At 64.7% G+C, this 19,021-nt stretch carries 17 protein-coding genes and 1 pseudogene; 4 read left to right on the top strand and 14 right to left on the bottom strand.

Features of this window, described 5'->3' with window-relative positions:
- Positions 1-22 precede the first annotated feature (22 nt).
- On the top strand, positions 23-1,804 hold the full coding sequence (locus LOY37_RS16985; protein ID WP_258715345.1) for a DUF1302 domain-containing protein: 1,782 nt from the start codon (positions 23-25) through the stop codon (positions 1,802-1,804).
- A 14-nt stretch (positions 1,805-1,818) separates the two neighbouring features.
- Positions 1,819-3,156, top strand: a complete 1,338-nt coding sequence (locus tag LOY37_RS16980) for a DUF1329 domain-containing protein (protein WP_258715344.1) — start codon at positions 1,819-1,821, stop codon at positions 3,154-3,156.
- A 96-nt stretch (positions 3,157-3,252) separates the two neighbouring features.
- On the opposite strand, the gene LOY37_RS16975 is transcribed toward LOY37_RS16980, so the two are convergent.
- The 7 genes and pseudogenes from LOY37_RS16975 to LOY37_RS16945 form a co-directional block, all read right to left on the bottom strand.
- Positions 3,253-5,229 (bottom strand): alkyl/aryl-sulfatase, encoded by a 1,977-nt coding sequence (locus LOY37_RS16975; protein WP_258715343.1) that lies wholly within the window; start codon positions 5,227-5,229, stop codon positions 3,253-3,255.
- 102 nt (positions 5,230-5,331) lie between these two features.
- Positions 5,332-5,946, bottom strand: coding sequence for an START domain-containing protein (locus tag LOY37_RS16970; RefSeq protein ID WP_045194331.1), 615 nt, complete (start codon positions 5,944-5,946; stop codon positions 5,332-5,334).
- Positions 5,947-5,994: 48 nt separating this feature from the next.
- Positions 5,995-7,355 (bottom strand): annotated as a pseudogene (locus tag LOY37_RS16965) (LLM class flavin-dependent oxidoreductase).
- Positions 7,356-7,364: 9 nt separating this feature from the next.
- A complete protein-coding gene (locus tag LOY37_RS16960; RefSeq protein ID WP_045194328.1) occupies positions 7,365-8,345 on the bottom strand; it encodes an aliphatic sulfonate ABC transporter substrate-binding protein in 981 nt (326 codons plus the stop codon).
- Between the two features lie 198 nt (positions 8,346-8,543).
- On the bottom strand, positions 8,544-10,487 hold the full coding sequence (locus tag LOY37_RS16955) for an autotransporter outer membrane beta-barrel domain-containing protein (protein WP_258715342.1): 1,944 nt from the start codon (positions 10,485-10,487) through the stop codon (positions 8,544-8,546).
- Positions 10,488-10,595: 108 nt separating this feature from the next.
- Complete coding sequence (locus LOY37_RS16950) at positions 10,596-11,279, bottom strand: TetR/AcrR family transcriptional regulator (protein ID WP_258715341.1); 684 nt, start codon at positions 11,277-11,279, stop codon at positions 10,596-10,598.
- A gap of 106 nt (positions 11,280-11,385) precedes the next feature.
- Positions 11,386-11,805, bottom strand: a complete 420-nt coding sequence (locus LOY37_RS16945; protein WP_258715340.1) for a heme-binding protein — start codon at positions 11,803-11,805, stop codon at positions 11,386-11,388.
- Between the two features lie 230 nt (positions 11,806-12,035).
- Between LOY37_RS16945 and LOY37_RS16940 the strand changes: the two genes are divergently transcribed.
- Both LOY37_RS16940 and LOY37_RS16935 read left to right on the top strand, forming a co-directional pair.
- A complete protein-coding gene (locus LOY37_RS16940; RefSeq protein WP_038995914.1) occupies positions 12,036-12,647 on the top strand; it encodes an SCO family protein in 612 nt (203 codons plus the stop codon).
- A complete protein-coding gene (locus LOY37_RS16935) occupies positions 12,647-13,129 on the top strand; it encodes a copper chaperone PCu(A)C (RefSeq protein ID WP_258715339.1) in 483 nt (160 codons plus the stop codon). The genes LOY37_RS16940 and LOY37_RS16935 overlap by 1 nt, the downstream gene beginning before the upstream one ends.
- A gap of 77 nt (positions 13,130-13,206) precedes the next feature.
- On the opposite strand, the gene LOY37_RS16930 is transcribed toward LOY37_RS16935, so the two are convergent.
- The 7 genes from LOY37_RS16930 to LOY37_RS16900 form a co-directional block, all read right to left on the bottom strand.
- On the bottom strand, positions 13,207-13,734 hold the full coding sequence (locus tag LOY37_RS16930) for a cytochrome b/b6 domain-containing protein (RefSeq protein ID WP_258715338.1): 528 nt from the start codon (positions 13,732-13,734) through the stop codon (positions 13,207-13,209).
- A 1-nt stretch (position 13,735) separates the two neighbouring features.
- Positions 13,736-13,999 carry a PepSY domain-containing protein gene (locus LOY37_RS16925; RefSeq protein ID WP_123565618.1) on the bottom strand — a complete coding sequence of 88 codons (264 nt, stop codon included), beginning with the start codon at positions 13,997-13,999 and terminating at the stop codon, positions 13,736-13,738.
- A 42-nt stretch (positions 14,000-14,041) separates the two neighbouring features.
- Entirely contained in the window at positions 14,042-15,277 is a 1,236-nt protein-coding gene (gene glcF / locus LOY37_RS16920) for a glycolate oxidase subunit GlcF (RefSeq protein ID WP_258715337.1), read from the bottom strand.
- 3 nt (positions 15,278-15,280) lie between these two features.
- The gene (gene glcE, locus LOY37_RS16915) at positions 15,281-16,336 is read right to left on the bottom strand and encodes a glycolate oxidase subunit GlcE (protein ID WP_258715336.1); all 1,056 of its coding nucleotides are present in this window, start codon (positions 16,334-16,336) and stop codon (positions 15,281-15,283) included.
- Entirely contained in the window at positions 16,336-17,835 is a 1,500-nt protein-coding gene (glcD, locus tag LOY37_RS16910) for a glycolate oxidase subunit GlcD (RefSeq protein ID WP_093387457.1), read from the bottom strand. Before glcD ends, glcE begins: the two co-directional genes overlap by 1 nt.
- A 133-nt stretch (positions 17,836-17,968) precedes the next feature.
- On the bottom strand, positions 17,969-18,193 hold the full coding sequence (locus LOY37_RS16905) for a hypothetical protein (protein WP_010222367.1): 225 nt from the start codon (positions 18,191-18,193) through the stop codon (positions 17,969-17,971).
- Positions 18,194-18,255: 62 nt separating this feature from the next.
- Complete coding sequence (locus LOY37_RS16900) at positions 18,256-18,831, bottom strand: NADAR family protein (RefSeq protein WP_258715335.1); 576 nt, start codon at positions 18,829-18,831, stop codon at positions 18,256-18,258.
- Positions 18,832-19,021: the final 190 nt, after the last annotated feature.

Here is a 19,021-nt window from a genome sequence, read left to right as displayed (position 1 = left end):
TGATCCCTATTGGAGCTCGATAATGACAACAACAAGCTCAACCCCATCACCTTTGCTGCTGACCTTGTTGGCGGCCTGCGCAGTACCGGCACAGGCCGCCAGTTTCGACATCAATGAAGACTGGAGTTTCACCACCCGCAGCACCTTGAGCCTGGGCAGCAGCTGGTCGACCCAGAGCCCCGACCGCCACCTGATGACCCGCGCCAATGCCCTGCAGGCCCAGGGCGTGAACGCCGATGGCACGGGCGTGAGTGCCGACGACAACCGCCTGAACTTCAAGAAGGGCGACCCGATCTCGCAAACCTTCAAGGGCCTGACCGATTTCAGCCTCGACGGCCAGGGCCAGGGCGCCTTTGTGCGCCTGAAGTACTGGTACGACCATGCCTATGAAACCGGCGACGGCCGCTTCAAGGATTTCGACGACAGCGGCTGGGATGACCTGGCCAGGTTCCAGGGCCTGCAAGTGCTCGACGCCTACCTGTGGAAAGACTTCGAGCTGGCCGGTCATCCGCTGAGTTTCAAGTTTGGCAAGCAGGTGCTGTCGTGGGGTGAGGCGCTGCTGATCCAAAACGGTATCAACGTCATCAACCCGCTGGACATCACCGCCTTCAACCGCCCCGGGGTCGAGATCAAGGAAGGCCAGCTGCCGGTGGAGATGCTCTCGTTCAGCTTCGGCGTATCTGACACTCTCAACCTTGAAGGTTTCTACCAGTACAACTGGCGGCCCAGCGTGCTCGATGGCTGCGGCACCTTCTTTGCCGGCAGCGATGTCATCCAGCCGGGCTGCGGGCCGCTGTACCTGGGCCAGGTGCTCACTGACCAGCAGATGCAGGCCAGCGGCCTGTACGCCAGCGCGCGTGGCAACGAGTCGCCGTCCGACAACGGCCAGTTCGGTTTTGCCCTGCGCCAGATGCTGCCGGCGCTCAATGATGCCGAGGCGGCGCTGTACTTCATCAACTACCACTCGCGCCTGCCGTACCTGACCCTCGATGCGCGCAACACCGCGCTGCCAGGGAATTTTCCCGGGGGCGGGCAGGGGCCTTCGTACGCTGCGGCCTTCCCCGAGAACATCCGCCTGTACGGGCTGAGCATCAACGGCGTCGAGCCCAACAGCGGCATATCGCTGGCGGCCGAGCTCAGTTATCGGCCGAACATGCCGCTGAGTTTCAACGCCCCGGATGTCACCACCGCGGTGGTCTCCGGAGCGGCCGGCAACTCGTGGGTGCAATTGCCCGAGGGCTTCAACATCCGCGCTGGCGATCGCCTGGATGGCTGGGAACGCAAAGGCGTGTGGCAACTGACCAGCTCGGCGACCCAGGCCATCGACAACGTGCTCGGCGCCACCCGCCTGAGCCTGTTCGGTGAAGTCGGCGTGGTGCATATCGACGGCCTCGGTGACGAGCGCCTGGGCCGCAATGCCGCCTTTGGCCGCAGCGCACCGCGCAATGGCAGCGCCTGCAACAGCGTCGCCTCTGGAGTGACCAACCGCTACTGCACCGACAAGGGCTTTGCCACCGACTGGTCCTGGGGCTATCGCCTGCGCGCCAGCCTTGAATACAGCGATGTGTTGCCCGGCGTGAACCTGATTCCGGCGGTCAACTGGCGCCATGACGTCGAGGGTTATTCCTACGACCCGCTCGGGCCGTTCCAGGAAGGCCAGCAGGCCCTGGGCCTGAGTCTTACCGCCAACTACCTCAACGATTACAGCGTGGAGCTGGCTTACAACAGCTTCTTCGGTTCCAACCACTACAGCACCCTTGATGACCGTGATTTTGCCTCGGTCAGCTTCAAGGTCGATTTCTAAGGAGAACAATAAAAATGCGTATCCATCCCCTGTTGTTGGCCCTGACCTGCGTCAGCGCCCTGGCCCAGGCCAAGAGCACAGACCTCGGCCCGTTGGACAAGACCCTCACACCCATGGGCTCGGAGCGCGCCGGCAATGCCGACGGCAGCATCCCGGCCTGGACCGGCGGCCTCGACAAAACCGCCGGCAGCCTCGATGGCAACGGCGGCTACAGTGACCCGTTCGCCAGTGAAAAGCCGCTGTTCACTATCACCGCGCAAAACCTCGGGCAGTACCAGAGTGCGCTCAGCCCCGGCCAGATAGCGATGTTCAAGCGCTACCCGGGCAGCTACCAGATGCCGGTGTACCCGACCCATCGCAGTGCGCGCTTGCCCGCTGCGATACTTGCCGACAGCCGCAGCAACGCCAGCAAGACCACTCTCGCCGATGGCGGCAACGGCCTGCACGACTACACACGCGGTATTCCATTCCTGCTGCCGACCGAAGGCATGGAGGTGATGTGGAACCACATGACCCGCTGGCGTGGTGGCAGCTTTGAGCGCTTCAGCAGTATTGCCCTGGTGCGTGAGAACGGTGCGGTCAGCTATATCCGCGCGCAGTCGCTGGTAAGTTTTGCCCAAGCGGTCACCGGCCTTGAACCCAACGCCAATGTGCTGTTCATGTTCAAGAGCCGGGTGCTGGAGCCGGCGCGCCTGGCCGGCGAGACCGTGCTGGTGCACGAACCGCTCGACCAGGTCGTCGAGCCGCGTGCGGCCTGGCAATACCTGCCGGCGCAACGGCGAGTGCGACGGGCGCCGATGCTGGCTTATGACAACAGCGCGCGCTACAGCAACGGCCTGATCACCGCCGACAATATCGATGGCTTCAATGGCGCGCCGGACCGCTTTGACTGGAAGCTGATCGGCAAGCAGGAGTTGTACATTCCCTACAACAGCTATCGCCTGGGCAGCCGCGCCGTGAAGCTCGATGAACTGGTCAAGCCCAACCACATCAACCCGGCCTATACCCGCTATGAAAAGCATCGGGTCTGGGTGGTCGAAGCCACACTCAAGCCCGGTGCCCGGCATATCTACAGCAAGCGCAGGTTTTATCTGGACGAAGACAGCTGGCAGATCGCCCAGGTGGATCAGTACGACAGCCGCGGCGAGTTGTGGCGCAGCTCGGAGCTGCATGCGATCCAGCACTATGATCACGACTTTACCTACAACGTGCTGGAGACTTCGTACGACCTGATCTCCGGGCGTTATTACGCCGGTGGCTTGAGCAACGAAGAGAAGGCGCCGATGCGCGTAGGGTTTACTGCCAGGACTGACGATTACACCCCTTCGCAATTGCGTCGCTGGGCCAAGTAGCACACGAGCCCTGCGGGCTCGATCGCCGGCAGGCAGGCTTCCACAGGTGCGGTGTACTCAGACCTGTGGTAGCTGGCTTGCCAGCGATGAGGGCCCTCAAGGCGTAACGATATTGAACTGCGGGCTGAAGCTGTCGAGGGTGCCCAGCAGTTCGGCGATTTTCTTGCCGTTGCCTTCGACCTTGATCAGGCCTTTTTGCATCGCCGTCGGGAAGTCCAGTTGCTTGAGGCTGATCTGTTCAAGGGTCGCCTTGTTCATGCTCAAGCTGGCATCGGCCTTGGGGTTCAGGCCCGCGCGGTGGGTCAGCACGCCATTGCGCAAGGTCAGGTTGTAGGCCTGGTCCGGGTCGGTAAAGCTCCAGTTCAGGTTCAGGTCATGGCCCACCGCCTTGTCGACATCGACGCGCACCGCCATGTAGTCGAAGAACATGTCCGCGGTCAGCGCCCGCACCATGTCCACCGACACCGAACTGCCCGCCTGGCTCGGCGGGCCATCGCGCAGTTCCATGGCACCGGTCAGGTACATGTTGCGCCAGGTGGCGTTCTCGCTCTGGTAACCGAGCTGTTCCAGCGCTTGCGCCTGAGTGCTGCGCGCCTGGGCGTTGTCGGGCTCGGCAAACAGCAGCTGGTTGCCCAGTTGCACCGCCCAGCGGTACTCGCCCTTGTCCATCGCCGCATGCACCTTGGCCAGCACCGCCTCGCCGCCGCCCATGGCCTGGACATAGTGCCGGGCGCTCTCGACCGGCGGCAGCGGGTTGAGGTTGGCCGGGTTGCCGTCGTAAAAACCCATGTAGCGCTGGTACACCGCCCGCGCGTTGAAGCTCAGCGAGCCGTAGTAGCCACGGGCGTACCACTTGTTCGCCAGCTCCCCGGGCAGGGTCTGCATGTTCTGCGCGATTTCCATCGGCGTCAGGCCCTGGTTGAGCAAGTGCAAGGTGCGGTCGTTGAGGAAGGCATACATGTCGCGCTGGTCGGCGATCAGCGTACGCACTTGCTCTGCGCCCCAGGTCGGCCAGTTGTGCTGGCCGAACAGCACCTCGGTCTTGTCGCCGTAACGGCTCAGGCTGGCGTCCAGGTACTGCGACCAGGCCTTGGCGTCACGTACCTGGGCGCCGCGCGGGGTGAGAATGTTGTGCAGGGTCTGCACCGCGTTTTCGGCAATGCCCAGGGCCTTGAACTGCGGCAGGTACAGGTTCATTTCCGCTGGCGCTTCGGTGCCCGGGGTCAGCTGGAACTCCAGTTCGATACCGGCCACGGTGCGGGTCTCGTAGGGCTTGCTGATCAGCTCGGTGGGTTCGATCAGGGTGATGCTGCCACCGGTGGTCAAGCCCTTGCCGATCCCGGTGTCGACCTGGCCCTGGGGGCCGCGCGGCAGGTACACGCCGAACTGGTACTGGGCGCGCCGGCTCATGGCGTTGCCGGCATAGACGTTCTCGCTCATCACGTGCTCCATGAAGCCGCTGGGGGCGAACACCTTGACCTTGCCGGCCTTGACGTCGGCCTCGTCGATGACCCCGCGCACGCCGCCAAAATGGTCGGTGTGGCTGTGGCTGTAGATCACCGCCACCACCGGTTTTTGCGGGCGGTTCTGGTAGTACAGCTGCAGCGCGGCGCGGGCGGTTTCGGCGGTGGTCAGCGGGTCGATGATGATCAGCCCGTCGTCGCCTTCGATGATCGTCATGTTGGCCAGGTCCAGGCCGCGCACCTGGTACAAACGTGGCGCGACCTCGAACAAGCCGGCATGGGCGTTGAGCTGGGCCAGGCGCCAGAGGCTGGGGTTGACGCTGTCGGGACTGTCTTGGGCGGCGAGAAATCTGTAGTCCTCAAGGCTCCATACCGGCTTGCCGGCGGCATCGCTGATCTTGCCGGTGAACGGCGCAACCAGGCCACGGGTAGCGGCCTGGTAATCGGCGCGGTCGGCAAACGGCAGTTGGCTCAGCACAGCGGCATTGCTGCTGCGCGTCGGTTCGCTGGCGCTGGCCGGGGCCTGGGCGGCGTGCAGGGGCTGGCTCAGGCACCACGCTGTGATCAGGCAGGCCAGGCGGGTACGTGGGTGCAGGGTTGGGAAGGGCATGGCAACTCCATTTTTTGTCGTTATGGCACACCCTTTCGAGCCTAAGGCTCGGGTGCGGGCCGCCAACAAGCCGCGGACGACAAAAACCATGCAGGGCGCAGCTCAGGGCGCTGAACCACCCTGGCGCTCGGCCACCGCGCGCAAGGTGCGCAAGGACACGCTGGGGGCATCGAGGACGAACTGGTTGGCCAGCCACGAGGGAATGTCGCCGGCCGGATCGGCCTGCAGTTGGTAGGTCACTTCGGTGAGTTGCTCGCCCTTGGGCACGAAGGTCCACAGGCCCTGGAGCTGGCGCACGCGGATCTGCCCCGGCACATGCTTGACCATGCCCGGCACGGCCTTGATGCGCCGTACCAGGCTGCCGTCGTCGCGGCGCTCGCTCTGCACCTGGATGACCATGTCGCGGGTGCTGGCCGGCCAGGGCAGGGCGGTGGTCAGGTAGACCCAGGTGCTGTCGCCCTCGACCTTGAGCAGGCGCATGTCGGCGCAGCCGTACAGCCATTTGCAGGCAACCCGCAGGTTTTCCTGCAGCTCGCTCAAGGTCGACACGCTGGCCTTGATCAACGCCACGCCGCGAAACTGCTGGTAGGGCGAACCCGGCACCTCGCTGAGGTACACCTGGATACCGTCTTCATCCTGCGCCAGGTGCCACTGTTCAGTGGCGCTGGCGCCGCTGCTGAGGGCCAGCAACAGGCACAAGACAAGGCGAAGGCGCATGAACAGGCTCCAGCGGTTGGGCGACTGTTCAGAGCATAGTGCCTGGGATCAGATCTGGACGAGCCGGCCCTTGTGTTCGGCCTGCAAACGGTCACCGCGGCCGAACAGCTTGTGGCGCAAGGTTCCGTCTTCATATGCCGTGCGATAACGGCCACGGCGTTGCAGCTCGGGCACCACCTGCTCGACCACCGCGTGCAGGTCGTCGGGCACTACCGCATAGGTGAGGTTGAAACCGTCGATACCGGTGTGGTCGAGCCAGTCTTCCAGTTGATCGGCAATCTCTGACGCTGAACCGAGCAACACCGGGCCGCGGCCGCCGAGGCTGACGAACTCGGCCGCTTCGCGCACGGTCCAGCGCCGGTTCGGGTCGGCCTTGGTGAACACCGCCAGGGCAGTGCGGCCGGCGTCGTTGTCGATGTATTCGATCAACGCGTCGGGGTCGACCCCTGCGAAGTCGATGCCGGTCCAGCCCGACAGCAGGGTCAGCGCCGCCTCGACGTCCACGTACTGGCGGTATTCCTGCAGCCTGGCCTCGGCCGCCTGGCGACTGTCGGCGACGATCAGCAGCGCCTGGGCATAGATCAGCACGTCCTGTTCAGGCCGGCCGGCGTCGCGGGTGGCCTTGCGGATGCTCTCGACATAGCCGCTCAGCGCCGCCTGGGTCGGCGCGCTGATAAACACGCATTCGGCATGGTCGGCGGCAAAGCGCAGGCCGCGCGGCGAGGCGCCGGCCTGGAACAGCACCGGCGTGCGCTGCGGCGAGGGTTGGCTCAGGTGAATGCCGGGCACCTGGAAGTGCTCGCCCTGGTGGTTGATCGGGTGCACCCGGGCCGGGTCGAGGAACTGGCCGCTGGCACGGTCCTGCACCACGGCATCGTCGTCCCAGCTTTTTTCCCAGAGCTTGTACAGCACCTGCAGGTATTCCTCGGCCAGCTCGTAGCGCTCGTCGTGGCCCAGTTGCCGCGCCAGGCCGAGGTTGCGTGCGGCGCTGTCGAGGTAACCGGTGACGATGTTCCAGCCCACCCCCCGGCGCTCAGGTGATCGAGCGTGGACATTCGCCGGGCGAAGGGGTACGGGTGCTCGTAGGTCAGCGAAAAGGTGATGCCAAAGCCCAGGTGTTCGGTGACCCCGGCCATGGCCGGGACGATCAGCAGCGGGTCGTTGACCGGTACCTGCACGCCGCCGCGCAGGGCGCCGTCGGCGCTGCCCTGGTAGACGTCATAGATACCCAGCACATCGGCAATGAACAGCGCATCGAACAGCCCGCGTTCGAGCAGGCGGGCGAGGTCGGTCCAGTAACCCAGGCGATTGAAATCGACGCTGGTGTTGCGCGGATGGCGCCACAGCCCGGGGGACTGGTGGGTGGCGGCGTTCATGCTGAAAGCGTTGAAGCGGATGGTCTTGGACATGGTCTGTACTCAGGGCAGGACCGACACCGGGTAGACCGCATCGGCCACCTTCAGCGCTTTGGGGATCAGGCCCAGGCCCTGGAAGGTGTCGGCAAGCTTCTGCTGCTCGGCGGTAATTTTTGCGTCAATGGCCACGGCGTTGTAGTTGCGCCGCTCGCTGGCCACCTGCAGCACATCGGCGCCGATACCCAGTTGCGGTGCCAGCAGGGCAGCGACTTCGTCGGGCTTCTGGTTGGCCCAGTTGCTGACCTTGGCCAGTTCGCTGAAGAAGGTCTTCAGCAGCGCGCGGTTGTCGTCGGCAAAGGCCGCCGAGGACAGGTAGAAGGTGCGGTTGTTGGACAGCCCGCTGCCGTCGCGCAGGTTCTTCAGGCCCGGTTGCTGTTCGGCGGCGGCGAGGAACGGGTCCCACAGGGTCACGGCCTGCACGCTACCGGACTGCAGTGCGGCCACGGCGTCGGCGGCATTGTTGACGTAGGCCGGGGTGATGTCCTTGTAGCTCAGGCCGGCATCCTGCAGGGCCACGGCCAGCAGGTACTGGGCGTTCCAGCCGCGACCGGTGGCCACGCGCTGGCCCTTGAGGGCGGCGACGTTGGCGATGTGGTCCTGGTCGCGCACCACCAGGCCGATGCCCTTGGGGTAGGGCTGCTCGGCAGCCAGGTACACCACCGGCTTGCCGGCAGCCTGGGCAAATACCGAGGGTGCATCGGCGGCATGGCCAAGGTCGATGGCGCCGGTGCTCAGCGCTTCAAGCAACTGCGGGCCGGCGGCGAATTCGTACCAGCTGACTTTCACCCCTTGTGGCTCCAGGGCTTTTTCCAGGGCGCCGCTGCCTTTGAGGATGTTGATGCTGTTGAACTTCTGGTAGCCGATGCGCAGGGTCTTGCTCGCTTCGGCATGGGCCAGCGGGGCGGGCAGGATCAGCGCCGCCAGGGCGGCAAACAGGCCGCCGGTGAGCAGGCGACGCAGAGGGGAATGGGGCGTGTGCGACATGGGCGGACTCCTGGGATTCAAGGGCAAGGCATGCCCGAAAATATAAGGAGCCCGCGCAGGCCCTTCAATTTGTTTATTCCAAATTGTTAGATTGTTTTGTTATTTTTATATCCTTTTGTTCCTGTGGGAGCGGGCTTGCCCCGCGATTGCGATATGACTGACAGACCGCTATCGTGGGGCAAGCCCGCTCCTACAGGGTTAAAACTGCCATTGCACGCCCAGCGAGTAGCCAGCCTGATTACCTTCGCTATGGGCAAAGCGGCTGTTGACCTCGGCAAACACCCCCAACTGCTCGGTGAACATCAACTGCGCGCCCACTTGCGCGCGACCAAAGTCCTTGTCGACGCTGCCCATGTCCGCTACCCGCACACGGCCGTCGGCATTGCTGGTGAGGTCGATCTCGTCCAGGCGGCCATCGGCCAGTTCGCGTACCCAGCGCACGCTGGCGTAGGGTTGCAGGGCCATGTTCGCCCCCAGGCCGACGCTGCCATGCAGGCGCCAGCCGAGGCTGGCTTCGAGGGCGTCGTAGTTCTGCTTCTCGTAGCCCAGGGCGGTGCGCAGGCTTTCGTCTTCGTGGAAGTCGTCGATGCGGTAGTGCATGTAGTCCAGGCCCGCGACCGGGCCGGTCTTCAAGGCGCCGAAGCTGAAGTCGTAGCCGCCGTCGAGCCGCGCGCCCCAGAACCACGCCGAGGTGTCGCCGGACAGGCGCTGGTCGAGCAGCACCGGGCCGTTGCTGGCCTGGATGTACACCGAGCGCTTGGTATCAAAGCTTGTATGCCCGGCGCTCAGCTCGCCGGCCAGCCATTGCGGGCCGCCGTCGTTGAGCAGGGCAAACAGCCCGGCCTGCCAGGCGTCGCCTTCGATGCGCCCGCCGTGGTCGAGGGCGTCGCGGCTGCGCTGGAAGCTCAGGCTGGCACCGACAGTCAGGGCTTCATTGAGACGGTAATCGCCAACGCCATAAACGCCCACGCGTTTCGACTCGGGGTTGCCCGGCGCATCGAAACCGCTGTCTGGCGAAACTTCGCCTTCGACACCCACTTCACCATCAAAGCTGCCGACCGCCCGTGTGGCGTCCAGCAGGCTCAGCCAGCGGCGGTCATGCAGGCGGGTCAGGGCCTGGTGCTGGCGTTGCAACTGGTCTTCCATCTGCCGCGCCATGGCGCCGCCGGAGGCGGTGGAGGCGAGCAGGTCGGCGTTGGTCAGTTCCAGCACCAGGCGCGTCAGCAACCGCGAGAAGTCGCTCAGGCGCTGGTCGATGCGCTGCTGGCCGAAGGCGTTGGTCAGCACTTGCTGGTTGTCTTCAGCCGGGTCGTGCCAGGTCGAGCCGCCGGGGATCGCCGGGTTGTCGGTCTGCTCGTAGCCGTCCAGTTCACCCAGCTCCCAATTGGTGGCCTCGATGAACAGCACCGGCACGTTGAGGCTGTTGAAGCTTTCGCCGTCGCTGCAGCAGCCGGTGCCGGCCGGGTATTCGGGGTTCAGGCCGGGGTTGGTGAACAGCGCGATGTTCATCTCCTGGGCGATGCGCAGCAACTGGTCGCGGTAGGCGCCCAGGGCCGGGTTGGCGATGCTGTTGCTGGCGGCGTGGGCGTACATCTTGTCGCCGGTGATCAGGCTGTCGAGGTTGATCATGCCCAACAGGTTGGCGCGCTGGCTGTCGCTCAATGACGCGACATAGGCGCGCGAACCGCGCAGGCCTTCTTCTTCGGCACCAAAACCGACCACTTCCAGGCCGTTCTCCAGGGCCACGCCGCCCAGGTTGCGGGCGATCTCGGTGAGCACGGCGGCGCCCGAGGCGTTGTCGTCCAGGCCTTGCAGGGTAGGGCGGCCGAAGTAGGTGTCGTAGTGGGCGCCGAGCACCACGTAGGTGCTGTTCTGGCCCGCGGCGGAGGCGATGACGTTCTGCGAACTGCGGTTGCCGGCCCAGGTGAAGTCCTGGCGGCGGGTCTGGTAGCCGAAGCCCAGTTGCGTTTGCATCAGGGCGGTAGCACCTTCGAAACTGGCGGTACCGCGGTAACGTCCGGGGTAGTCGTTGATCAGACGGTCCAGGGTCTGCCCGGCATATTGCCCATATTCATAGGCGCTGGCGCCGGAGGACAACATTGCACAACCCAGGCTTACAGCGACTGCTAACGGTTTGAACACGGCACTTTTCCTTATGTGTCGTTACGAAAGGCGCATCATAGGATGCGTCGCCTCGCAGTAAGCAGGATGTGTACCGTTTTGTGACTGATGTAGGAAATTTATCCGGTTTTAGGCGTTTATCACTCCACGCAGCAACAGTTGCGTGAGGGTCTGCGCGCCCGCTTCCAGCTCGCTCTCGTTGATCTTGCCGACGCCCCCGGCCATCAGTTGCGAGCCGAAATTAGCGTAGGCCAGGGTGGTTGCCCACAGGCTGATCAGCAGGTGCTGCGGGTCGAGCGCCGCCAACTGGCCACGGGCAATCCACTGGCGCAGGCAATCGAGGCTGCGCTCGACCTCGCCCTGCAGATGCTCGATATGGCTGCCAGGCAACTGCCGCGCGCCGTGCAGCAATTCAGCCGCCAGCACTTTTGCCGCCCAGGGCTGCTTGCGGATCAGCCGCAGGTTGGCGCGGATCATGCCGCCCAGGGCGGGGCCGGGTTCGCTGTCGGGCTGCAGCAGGGCGAAAGCCTGCAGGTAGGGCACGGCGACCATCTCCAGCACCTGCTGGTAGAGGTTCTGCTTGGAGCTGAAGTAGTAGTTGATATTGGCCTTGGGCAGCCCGGTCGAGCGCGCCACATCGCCAATGGTGGTGGCGGCGAAACCCTTGCAGGCAAAGCTTCTGGCCGCCTCGCGCAGGATCCGTGCACGGTTGCGCCGCCCGGTACTGTTGGGCTTGATCGGTGCCGGGCTGGCCGGCTCGTAGACCTCGAGGTGCGAAGGGTCAGGGGCGCCCGGGTAACTTGACTGGTCCATCTGCGGCCTGCTGATCGCGTACAATTTTCGTAATATACAAAATTATATAGCGATAGGCGCAGGCTTTCCCAGTCAGGCGACCGTGGCGAAAAAAAACGAGGGGGTTTTAGCTGCCCAGGGTCGCCAGCAACGCGGCGATCGCCACCTTGGCCACCTGCGCATCCTGCTCCGACTTGACCCCGGAAACACCCACCGCGCCGATCACCTGGCCGTCCACCCGCAGCGGCACGCCGCCTTCGAGGGTGGCGTTGAGCACCGGCACCGAGAGAAAGGCCGTTCGCCCGCCGTTGATGATGTCTTCGTAGACCTTGCTGTCCTTGCGCCCCAGGGCCGCGGTGCGGGCTTTTTCCTGGGCGATGTAGGCGCTGATCGGCGGGCAGCCGTCCAGGCGTTCGAGGGCCAGCGGGTGGCCGCCGTCATCGACCACGGCGATGCTCACCGGCCACTGGTTGGCCTGGGCTTCGGCGCGGGCGGCGGCAAGCAGTTGCGCGACTTCGTGTTGGGTCAGTACGGCCTTGCTGAGCATGGGGAGGGCTCCACGAGTGAGAGGCGAGCAGGATGCGTCATTATTACCGTAGACGTTGCCGGATGTTTCTTGTCACTGCCTGCGACAACAGGCCGCACCCCGTAATTACTGGGATACAGACGTACGGGGCGCTGCGCGCTGGAACCTGCGTCCACCACCATGACAAAATGCGAAGGTTTCTCGACATGCCCTCTATCCAGGGGCTGGCACCTTCCCGAAAGGATGGTTACATGACTGATTTACTGACCCGGCGCCAGGTTGTTGCCGGGATCAGCCTGCTGGGCCTCGGCGCCCTTGCAGGTTGCGACCCCCGTTCCGGTGGCGCGCTGGACTTCAAGTACGGCAAGGACATGAGCAACAAGATCCTCGGCCGTTCGTTCAAGCTCAAGGATACCCAAGGCAACGTCCGTACCCTCTCGAGTTTCTGGGGTTCGATGCCGATGGTGTTCTTCGGTTTCACCCAGTGCCCGGCGGTGTGCCCGACCACCCTGGCGCGCGCGGTGCAGATCAAGAAGCTGATGGGCCGCGATGCAGGCTTTTTGCAGGTGGTGTTCATCAGCCTCGACCCCGAGCGCGATACCCCCGAGGTGCTCGACGCCTACGTCAAGGCCTTCGACCCCTCGTTCGTGGCGTTGTCCGGCACCCTCGAAGAAACCGCGGCAGCCGCCCGCGAGTTCGGTGTGTTCTACGAGAAGGTGCCAGCCGGCGATACCTATACCATCTCGCACACCTCGACCAGCTACGTCTTCGATTCCCGCGGCCAGCTGCGCCTGGGCCTGTCCCATTCGCTCAATGCAAAAGAGTGCGCAGAAGACCTGCTCACTGTCATGGAGGTGTGTTAATGCTTCGCAACCCTGTCAAACGTACCCTGGCCGCGCTGGCCCTGATCGGCCTGGCCCTGCCGGCCATGGCCGAAACCACCGTCAGCGACGCCTGGGCGCGCGCCACCGTGCCCAACCAGAAGTCCAGCGGTGCTTTCATGACCCTTACCGCCAGCACCGACAGCAAGCTGCTCAGCGTCGCCTCGCCGGTGGCCAGGACCGTGCAGGTGCACCAGATGACCATGGAAAACGACGTGATGAAAATGGGCGAGGTCGACAGCCTGCCGCTGCCGGCCGGCAAGGCGGTGAGCCTTGACCCCAACGGTTATCACGTGATGCTCATGGACCTCAACCAGCAACTCAAGGAAGGCGAGCAAGTGCCGCTGACCCTGGTGGTCGAGGATGCCAAGGGCGTCAAGCAGACCATCGAAGTGAAAGCGCCGGTGCGGGCGTTGAATGCGCAAGTCATGCATGGGCATGATCACCAGCCTATGCAGCACTGATAGAGGGCTGCTGCGCAGCCCATCGCTGGCAAGCCAGTTCCACAGTTCGGTGGGTGCTGGCTTGACCCGCGATCGTTTCAGCGCCGCCGGCGCCTGCCGGTGAGCATCGACAGCGGCAGGTTCTCCTTCAGCCGCCAGCTCTCGAACAGCGCCGCCGCAATGTGCAGGCACACCAGCGCCAGCAAGGCATCGGCCATCAGCTCATGGATATCGCGCAGGCCGTCGTCGCCCCAGAAGTAGTAGATCTCTTCCATCATGAAGCCGCTGACGCCAAGGCCGGCCATCAGCAGCAACATCAGCACCATCACCAGTGCGCCCAACGGCGAATGCCCGAGTTGGTGATAGTCTGCGCCGCTGAACAGGGCCTGCAGGTGCCACTTCAGCCGCGTGGGTGTCGGCCAGAAGTGCGCCCAGCGCGCCGCCGGGCTGCCGACAAAGCCCCAGACACTGCGCAGCAGCACGATCGCCAGGCCGTAATAGCCCAGCCAGCGGTGCCAGCCATCGCCTTCTTCGGTGAGAAAATAGCCGCCGACAAATACCACCACCAGCGACCAGTGGCACACGCGCACCAGTGGGTCCCAGAGGCGCAGGCTATCGTCGCTCACCTCAGTCGATCTCTTCCTTGACCTTCTTGCCGGTGACCGGGTCGAAGTAGATCTCGACTTTTTTACCGTCTTTGTTCTTGCCGTAGATCTCGTAGCAATTGCCCTTGGTGACCTTGAACTCCTTGATCTCGTAGCCCTGCTTTTTCAGTTCTTCCTGAAAGTTGTTCTGGTCCTGCCATTGGTTCTTTTCAGCAGTGCTGCATTCGGTCCTGGCCAGAACGGCGGGGCTGATGACCAGCAGTGAGACAAGCAGAAGATGACGCATGACGAGTCCTCGGGTTGTCGAACAGGGGGTGCCCGATTGAGCTTATGCCAGGCTTGGCGACTTCGCTAGCGCCTCGTCCACCAGCTCGATCCAGTGCCGCACCGGGGTGCGCCCGGCGCCATCGAGGTGGGTCTGGCAGCCGATATTGGCGCTGACGATGACATCCGGCCGGCCGCTTTCCAGGGCATCGAGCTTGTTGTCGCGCAGTTCCCTGGCCAGTTGCGGCTGGGTCAGCGAATAGGTGCCCGCCGAGCCGCAGCACAGGTGGCCGTCGGGCACATTGCTGAGGTTGAAACCCAGGCGCTTGAGCAGGGCCTCGACGCTGCCGCCAAGCTTCTGCGCATGCTGCAGGCTGCACGGGCAATGCACCGCCAGCAGCTGGCCGCTGTGGCAGGCCAGTTTATCCAGCGGCTCGGCCGCGACGACCTCGACCAGGTCCCTGGCCAGTTCGCTGACCCGCCGGGCTTTGCTTGCGTACTGCCCATCGCCGTGCAGCAGCTTGGCGTAGTCCTTGACAAAGGCGCCGCAACCGCTGGCGGTTTGCACGATGGCTTCGGCGCCGGCCTCGATGGCCGGCCACCAGGCGTCGATGTTGTGCCGGGCGCGTTCAAGGCCACGGGCTTGGGCATCGAGGTGATAGTCGACGGCGCCGCAGCAGCCGGCTTGGGGCGTGGCGGTGACGCTGATGCCCAGGCGATCGAGCACCCGCGCCGTGGCGGCATTGGTGTTGGGCGACAGGCCCGGTTGCACGCAGCCTTCAAGCAGCAGTACCCGTCGCTCATGGTGCGCTTGCGGGCGCGCCTGGGCCGTGGCTGCCGAGCGCGGCAGCTTGGCCTTGAGCGCTGCCGGCAGCAGGCTGTCGACGCTGCGCCCCAGTTGCACCAGGCGCTTGAACGCTGTCGGGTGGCTGGCCAGGTTACGCAGGCCGCTGCGCAAGGCCCGCTGCAGCGGCGGGCGGGCCACCGCCTGGTCGACCACGGCGCGGCCGATGTCCAGCAGGTTGTGGTAATCGACCCCGGACGGGCAGGTGGTTTCGCAGTTGCGGCACGACAGGCAGCGGTCCAGGTGCAGTTGGGTCTTGGCGCTGGCCGGCTGGCCTTCGAGCACCTGCTTGATCAGGTAGATGCGCCCGCGCGGGCCGTCCAGTTCGTCGCCGAGCAACTGATAGGTCGGGCAGGTGGCGTTGCAAAAGCCGCAGTGCACGCAACTGCGCAGGATGCGCTCGGCCTCTTCGGCGCGGGTCAGGCGTTTGGCGGCATCGCTCAGAGTGGTTTGCATGGCTCAGATCTCCGCGTACATCCGCCCGGGGTTGAAGATCCCTTGCGGGTCGAGGCGCTGCTTGAGTTGCCGGTGATAGCGCAACAAGGCCGCTGGCAAGGGTTGGAACGGGCTGTCGCTGGCGCTGTAGCAGGTGGCATGGCCGCCCAGTCGGCTTGCAGCCGCGCGAATGGCCTCGGCCGGGGCCTCGGACTTGAGCCAGCGCTGGGCACCGGCCCAGTCCAGCAGTTGCTCGCCGGGCAGCTCCAGCAGCGGGCTGTGGTTGGGCAAGGATATGCGCCATAGCGGGCGCGGGTCGGCGAAAAACCCCAGGCGCTGGTGGTTCAGGTCTTGCCACCAGCAAGCCTCGAAGCGCTCGCCGCCGAGCCGGTCGCGGGCGGCCTTGACCGAACCTTCACCGCCTTCAAGGCGCAGGCGCAACACATTGCCGTCATGGCAGGCGGCGCTGATCGGCAGCGGTTGCTGGCCCCATTGCGCCAGTTTCAGCAGGGCTTGCTGCGGGTCGAGCTGCAGGGCGATGTGCGCGTCGCAGCGCGGCTTGGGCAGCACTTTCAGTGACACCTCGCTGATCAGCCCCAGGCAGCCGAAGCTGCCGGCCATCAGCCGCGACAGGTCGTAGCCGGCGACGTTCTTCATCACCTCGCCGCCAAAGCGCAGGTGCAGGCCCAGGCCGCTGATCACCCGGGTGCCGAGCACGTAGTCACGCACCGAGCCTGCCCAGGGCCGGCGTGGCCCCGACAGCCCGGCAGCGAGCATGCCGCCGAGGGTGGCGCCGTCGTCACTGTGCGGCGGCTCGCAGGGCAGCATCTGCCCGGCGGCCTCAAGCGTCGCTGCCAACTCGCTCAGCGGCGTGCCGGCGCGGGCGGTGATCACCAGCTCCGTCGGGTCGTAGTTGACGATGCCGCGGTGCTCGCGGGTATCGAGCTCGATCCCGGCCACCGGGCGGCCGAGATAAGCCTTGCTGGCGCCGCCTCGAATGCGCAAGGGCGTGCCCTCGGCGCGGGCCTGGTTGACCTGTTCGAGCAGCGCCTGGCTGGCATCGTTGTTGTGCGCCAGCATCAGAAGCGCTCCAGCTCGGGGAAGGGCAGTTGCCCGGCGTGCACATGCATGGCGCCAAACTCGGCGCAGCGCTGCAGGGTCGGGATGTTCTTGCCGGGGTTGAGCAAGCGATGGGGGTCGAAGGCGGCCTTGACTGCGTGAAACAGGGTCAGCTCGTCGCTGCTGAACTGCGCGCACATCTGGTTGATCTTCTCGCGGCCGACGCCATGCTCGCCGGTGATGCTGCCGCCGACACTCACGCACAGTTCGAGAATCTCGCCGCCAAAGGCTTCGGCGCGCTCCAGCTCGCCGGGCTGGTTGGCATCGAAGAGGATCAGCGGGTGCATGTTGCCGTCGCCGGCATGAAAGACGTTGGCCACCCGCAGGTCATATTTGTGCGACAGCGCGGCGATGCGTTGCAGCACATGGGGCAGCTCGCGGCGCGGGATGGTGCCGTCCATGCAGTAATAATCGGCTGATATTCGCCCGACCGCCGGAAAGGCGTTCTTGCGCCCGGCCCAGAACTTCACCCGCTCCACCTCGTCACGGGCCTGGCGTACTTCGCTGGCACCGGCCTGTTCGAACAGGGTACGTACCCGCTCGCAATCGTCGTGCACATCGGCTTCGACGCCATCCAGCTCGCACAGCAGAATCGCCTCGGCGTCGACCGGGTAGCCGGCATGAATGAAGTCTTCAGCGGCGCGGATCGCCAAGTTGTCCATCATCTCCAGGCCACCGGGAATGATCCCGGCAGCGATGATGTCGCCAACCGCGCGCCCGGCTTTTTCCACCGAGTCGAAAGCCGCCAGCAGCACCTTGGCCACCTGCGGCCTGGGCAGCAGCTTGACCGTTACTTCGGTGATAATCCCGAGCATGCCTTCGGAGCCGGTGAACAGCGCCAGCAGGTCAAAGCCCGGGGCGTCGAGGCTGTCGGCACCGAGGGTCAGGCATTCGCCTTCAACGGTAAGGATCTCGACCTTGAGCAGGTTGTGCACGGTCAGGCCATATTTCAGGCAGTGCACGCCGCCGGCATTTTCGGCGACGTTGCCACCGATCGAGCAGGCGATCTGCGACGACGGGTCGGGTGCGTAGTAAAGTTCATAAGGCGCGGCGGCCTGGGAGATCGCCAGGTTGCGCACCCCCGGCTGCACCCGCGCGGTGCGCGCGGCGGGGTCAATGGCGAGGATCTTGTTGAAGCGCGCCATCACCAGCAGCACGCCTTTTTCCAGGGGCAAGGCGCCGCCCGACAGGCCGGTGCCGGCGCCACGGGCGACCACCGGCACCTTGCGGGCAAAACACAGCCTGAGGATGCCTTGCACCTGTTCGAGGGTATGTGGCAGCAGCACCAGCAGCGGCAGTGTGCGGTAGGCCGAGAGGCCATCGCATTCGTAGGGCTTGAGGTCTTCCTCGGCGTGGAGGATATCGAGATCGGGCAGTTGTGCCTGCAAGGCCTGCAGCAGCGCCTGCTTGTCGACGGCGGGCAGGGCACCATCGACGTTTTCGTCGTAAAGGATATTCATTGACAGCCAGTCACCGGAATGTGCCAGAAGTTGCTGGAAATCGTAGACGATAAACAGCACCTGGCACTGGCGACCCAGGCTCTTGGGCGATTGACCTCACGCGTGTCGCGCACCCGCCACCCGCCTTTGCGGGCTAGCGGAAACGCGGCAGCGGGCGTTCGACGCTCAGCGAGGTGAGGGTTTTTCTGACCAGCTGATCATCGGCTTCGACGGCCTTGAGGGTGTCGCGGATCTTGCCGGCCACCGGCACATCGCCCTGGCGGTCGATCCAGTCGGCAATCTCCTTGCACGCCGAAGCGAGCCGGGCCTGGCGCTGGTTGATCAGGTTAAGGGCTGTGGTGATCTCTTTATCGGACATGAGGGAATCCTCCATCTGCGCGAATAAAGTGTAGCAGCGCAGAAAAATCCTGCGCTGGGCCCTCAGCCAGCCAGGCGCTCGCGCACCCGCATCAGCGCATAACCGAGCAGGTTCAGCCCTTGCCACTGGCGTGGATCGGCCGCTTGCGCGGCCTTGGCGTCCAGGCCGATGCCCCAGATGCTGTCCACCGGGCTGGCCTCGACCAGCACCTGGCCGGCGGTAGAGAGTAGAAATGTGCGCAGCCCCGGGTTCTGTTCGAACTTGAGCAGGTTGGCCTGCTCGACGATCGCCGAGCGCTCGGCCACCCAGGCGGCGTCATCGTAGCCGGCGACTTCGCGGCCCAGCTTCTTGGCCTCGGCCGGCGTGCGCGCGGCGAGAATTTTCGCCAACGTTGCCTGGTCGTCGAACAGCCGCGCCTTGCCGGCCATCATGTAGTGCTCGGCGCTGGGGTAGTGGTGGCCGTGCTCTTTGAAGGCGGCCTCGAACCACTGGCTGAAGCAGCTTTTGTCCGGCTTGCCCTCGACCTTTTGCCGGTGGCCCCAGAAGTACAGGTACTGCGGCGCCAGGCCCTGGTCGATAGCGCCGATCAGGCTGTCATTGTCGAGGATGTTGGCCAAAGCCTGGGAGGGTTGCGACATAGCGGGGAGTCTTCCATGAACGAATCGGGCCATGGTACTCCACGCCTGCGCGGTTGTGACAGCTTCGGTGCTGACGTACTATCCTTGCCAGCAAGCGATACCCCGCATACTTATAAATCATTCCTCAGCGCACACGCTTCACTCAGGCCCGACCGGCATGAGTGTCTGGCGCTGGGCGCGTTTTCGTTCC

The sequence above is a fragment of the Pseudomonas sp. B21-012 genome, from assembly GCF_024749305.1.
GTDB lineage: Bacteria > Pseudomonadota > Gammaproteobacteria > Pseudomonadales > Pseudomonadaceae > Aquipseudomonas.
This window is presented reverse-complemented; position numbering and strand designations above follow the sequence as displayed.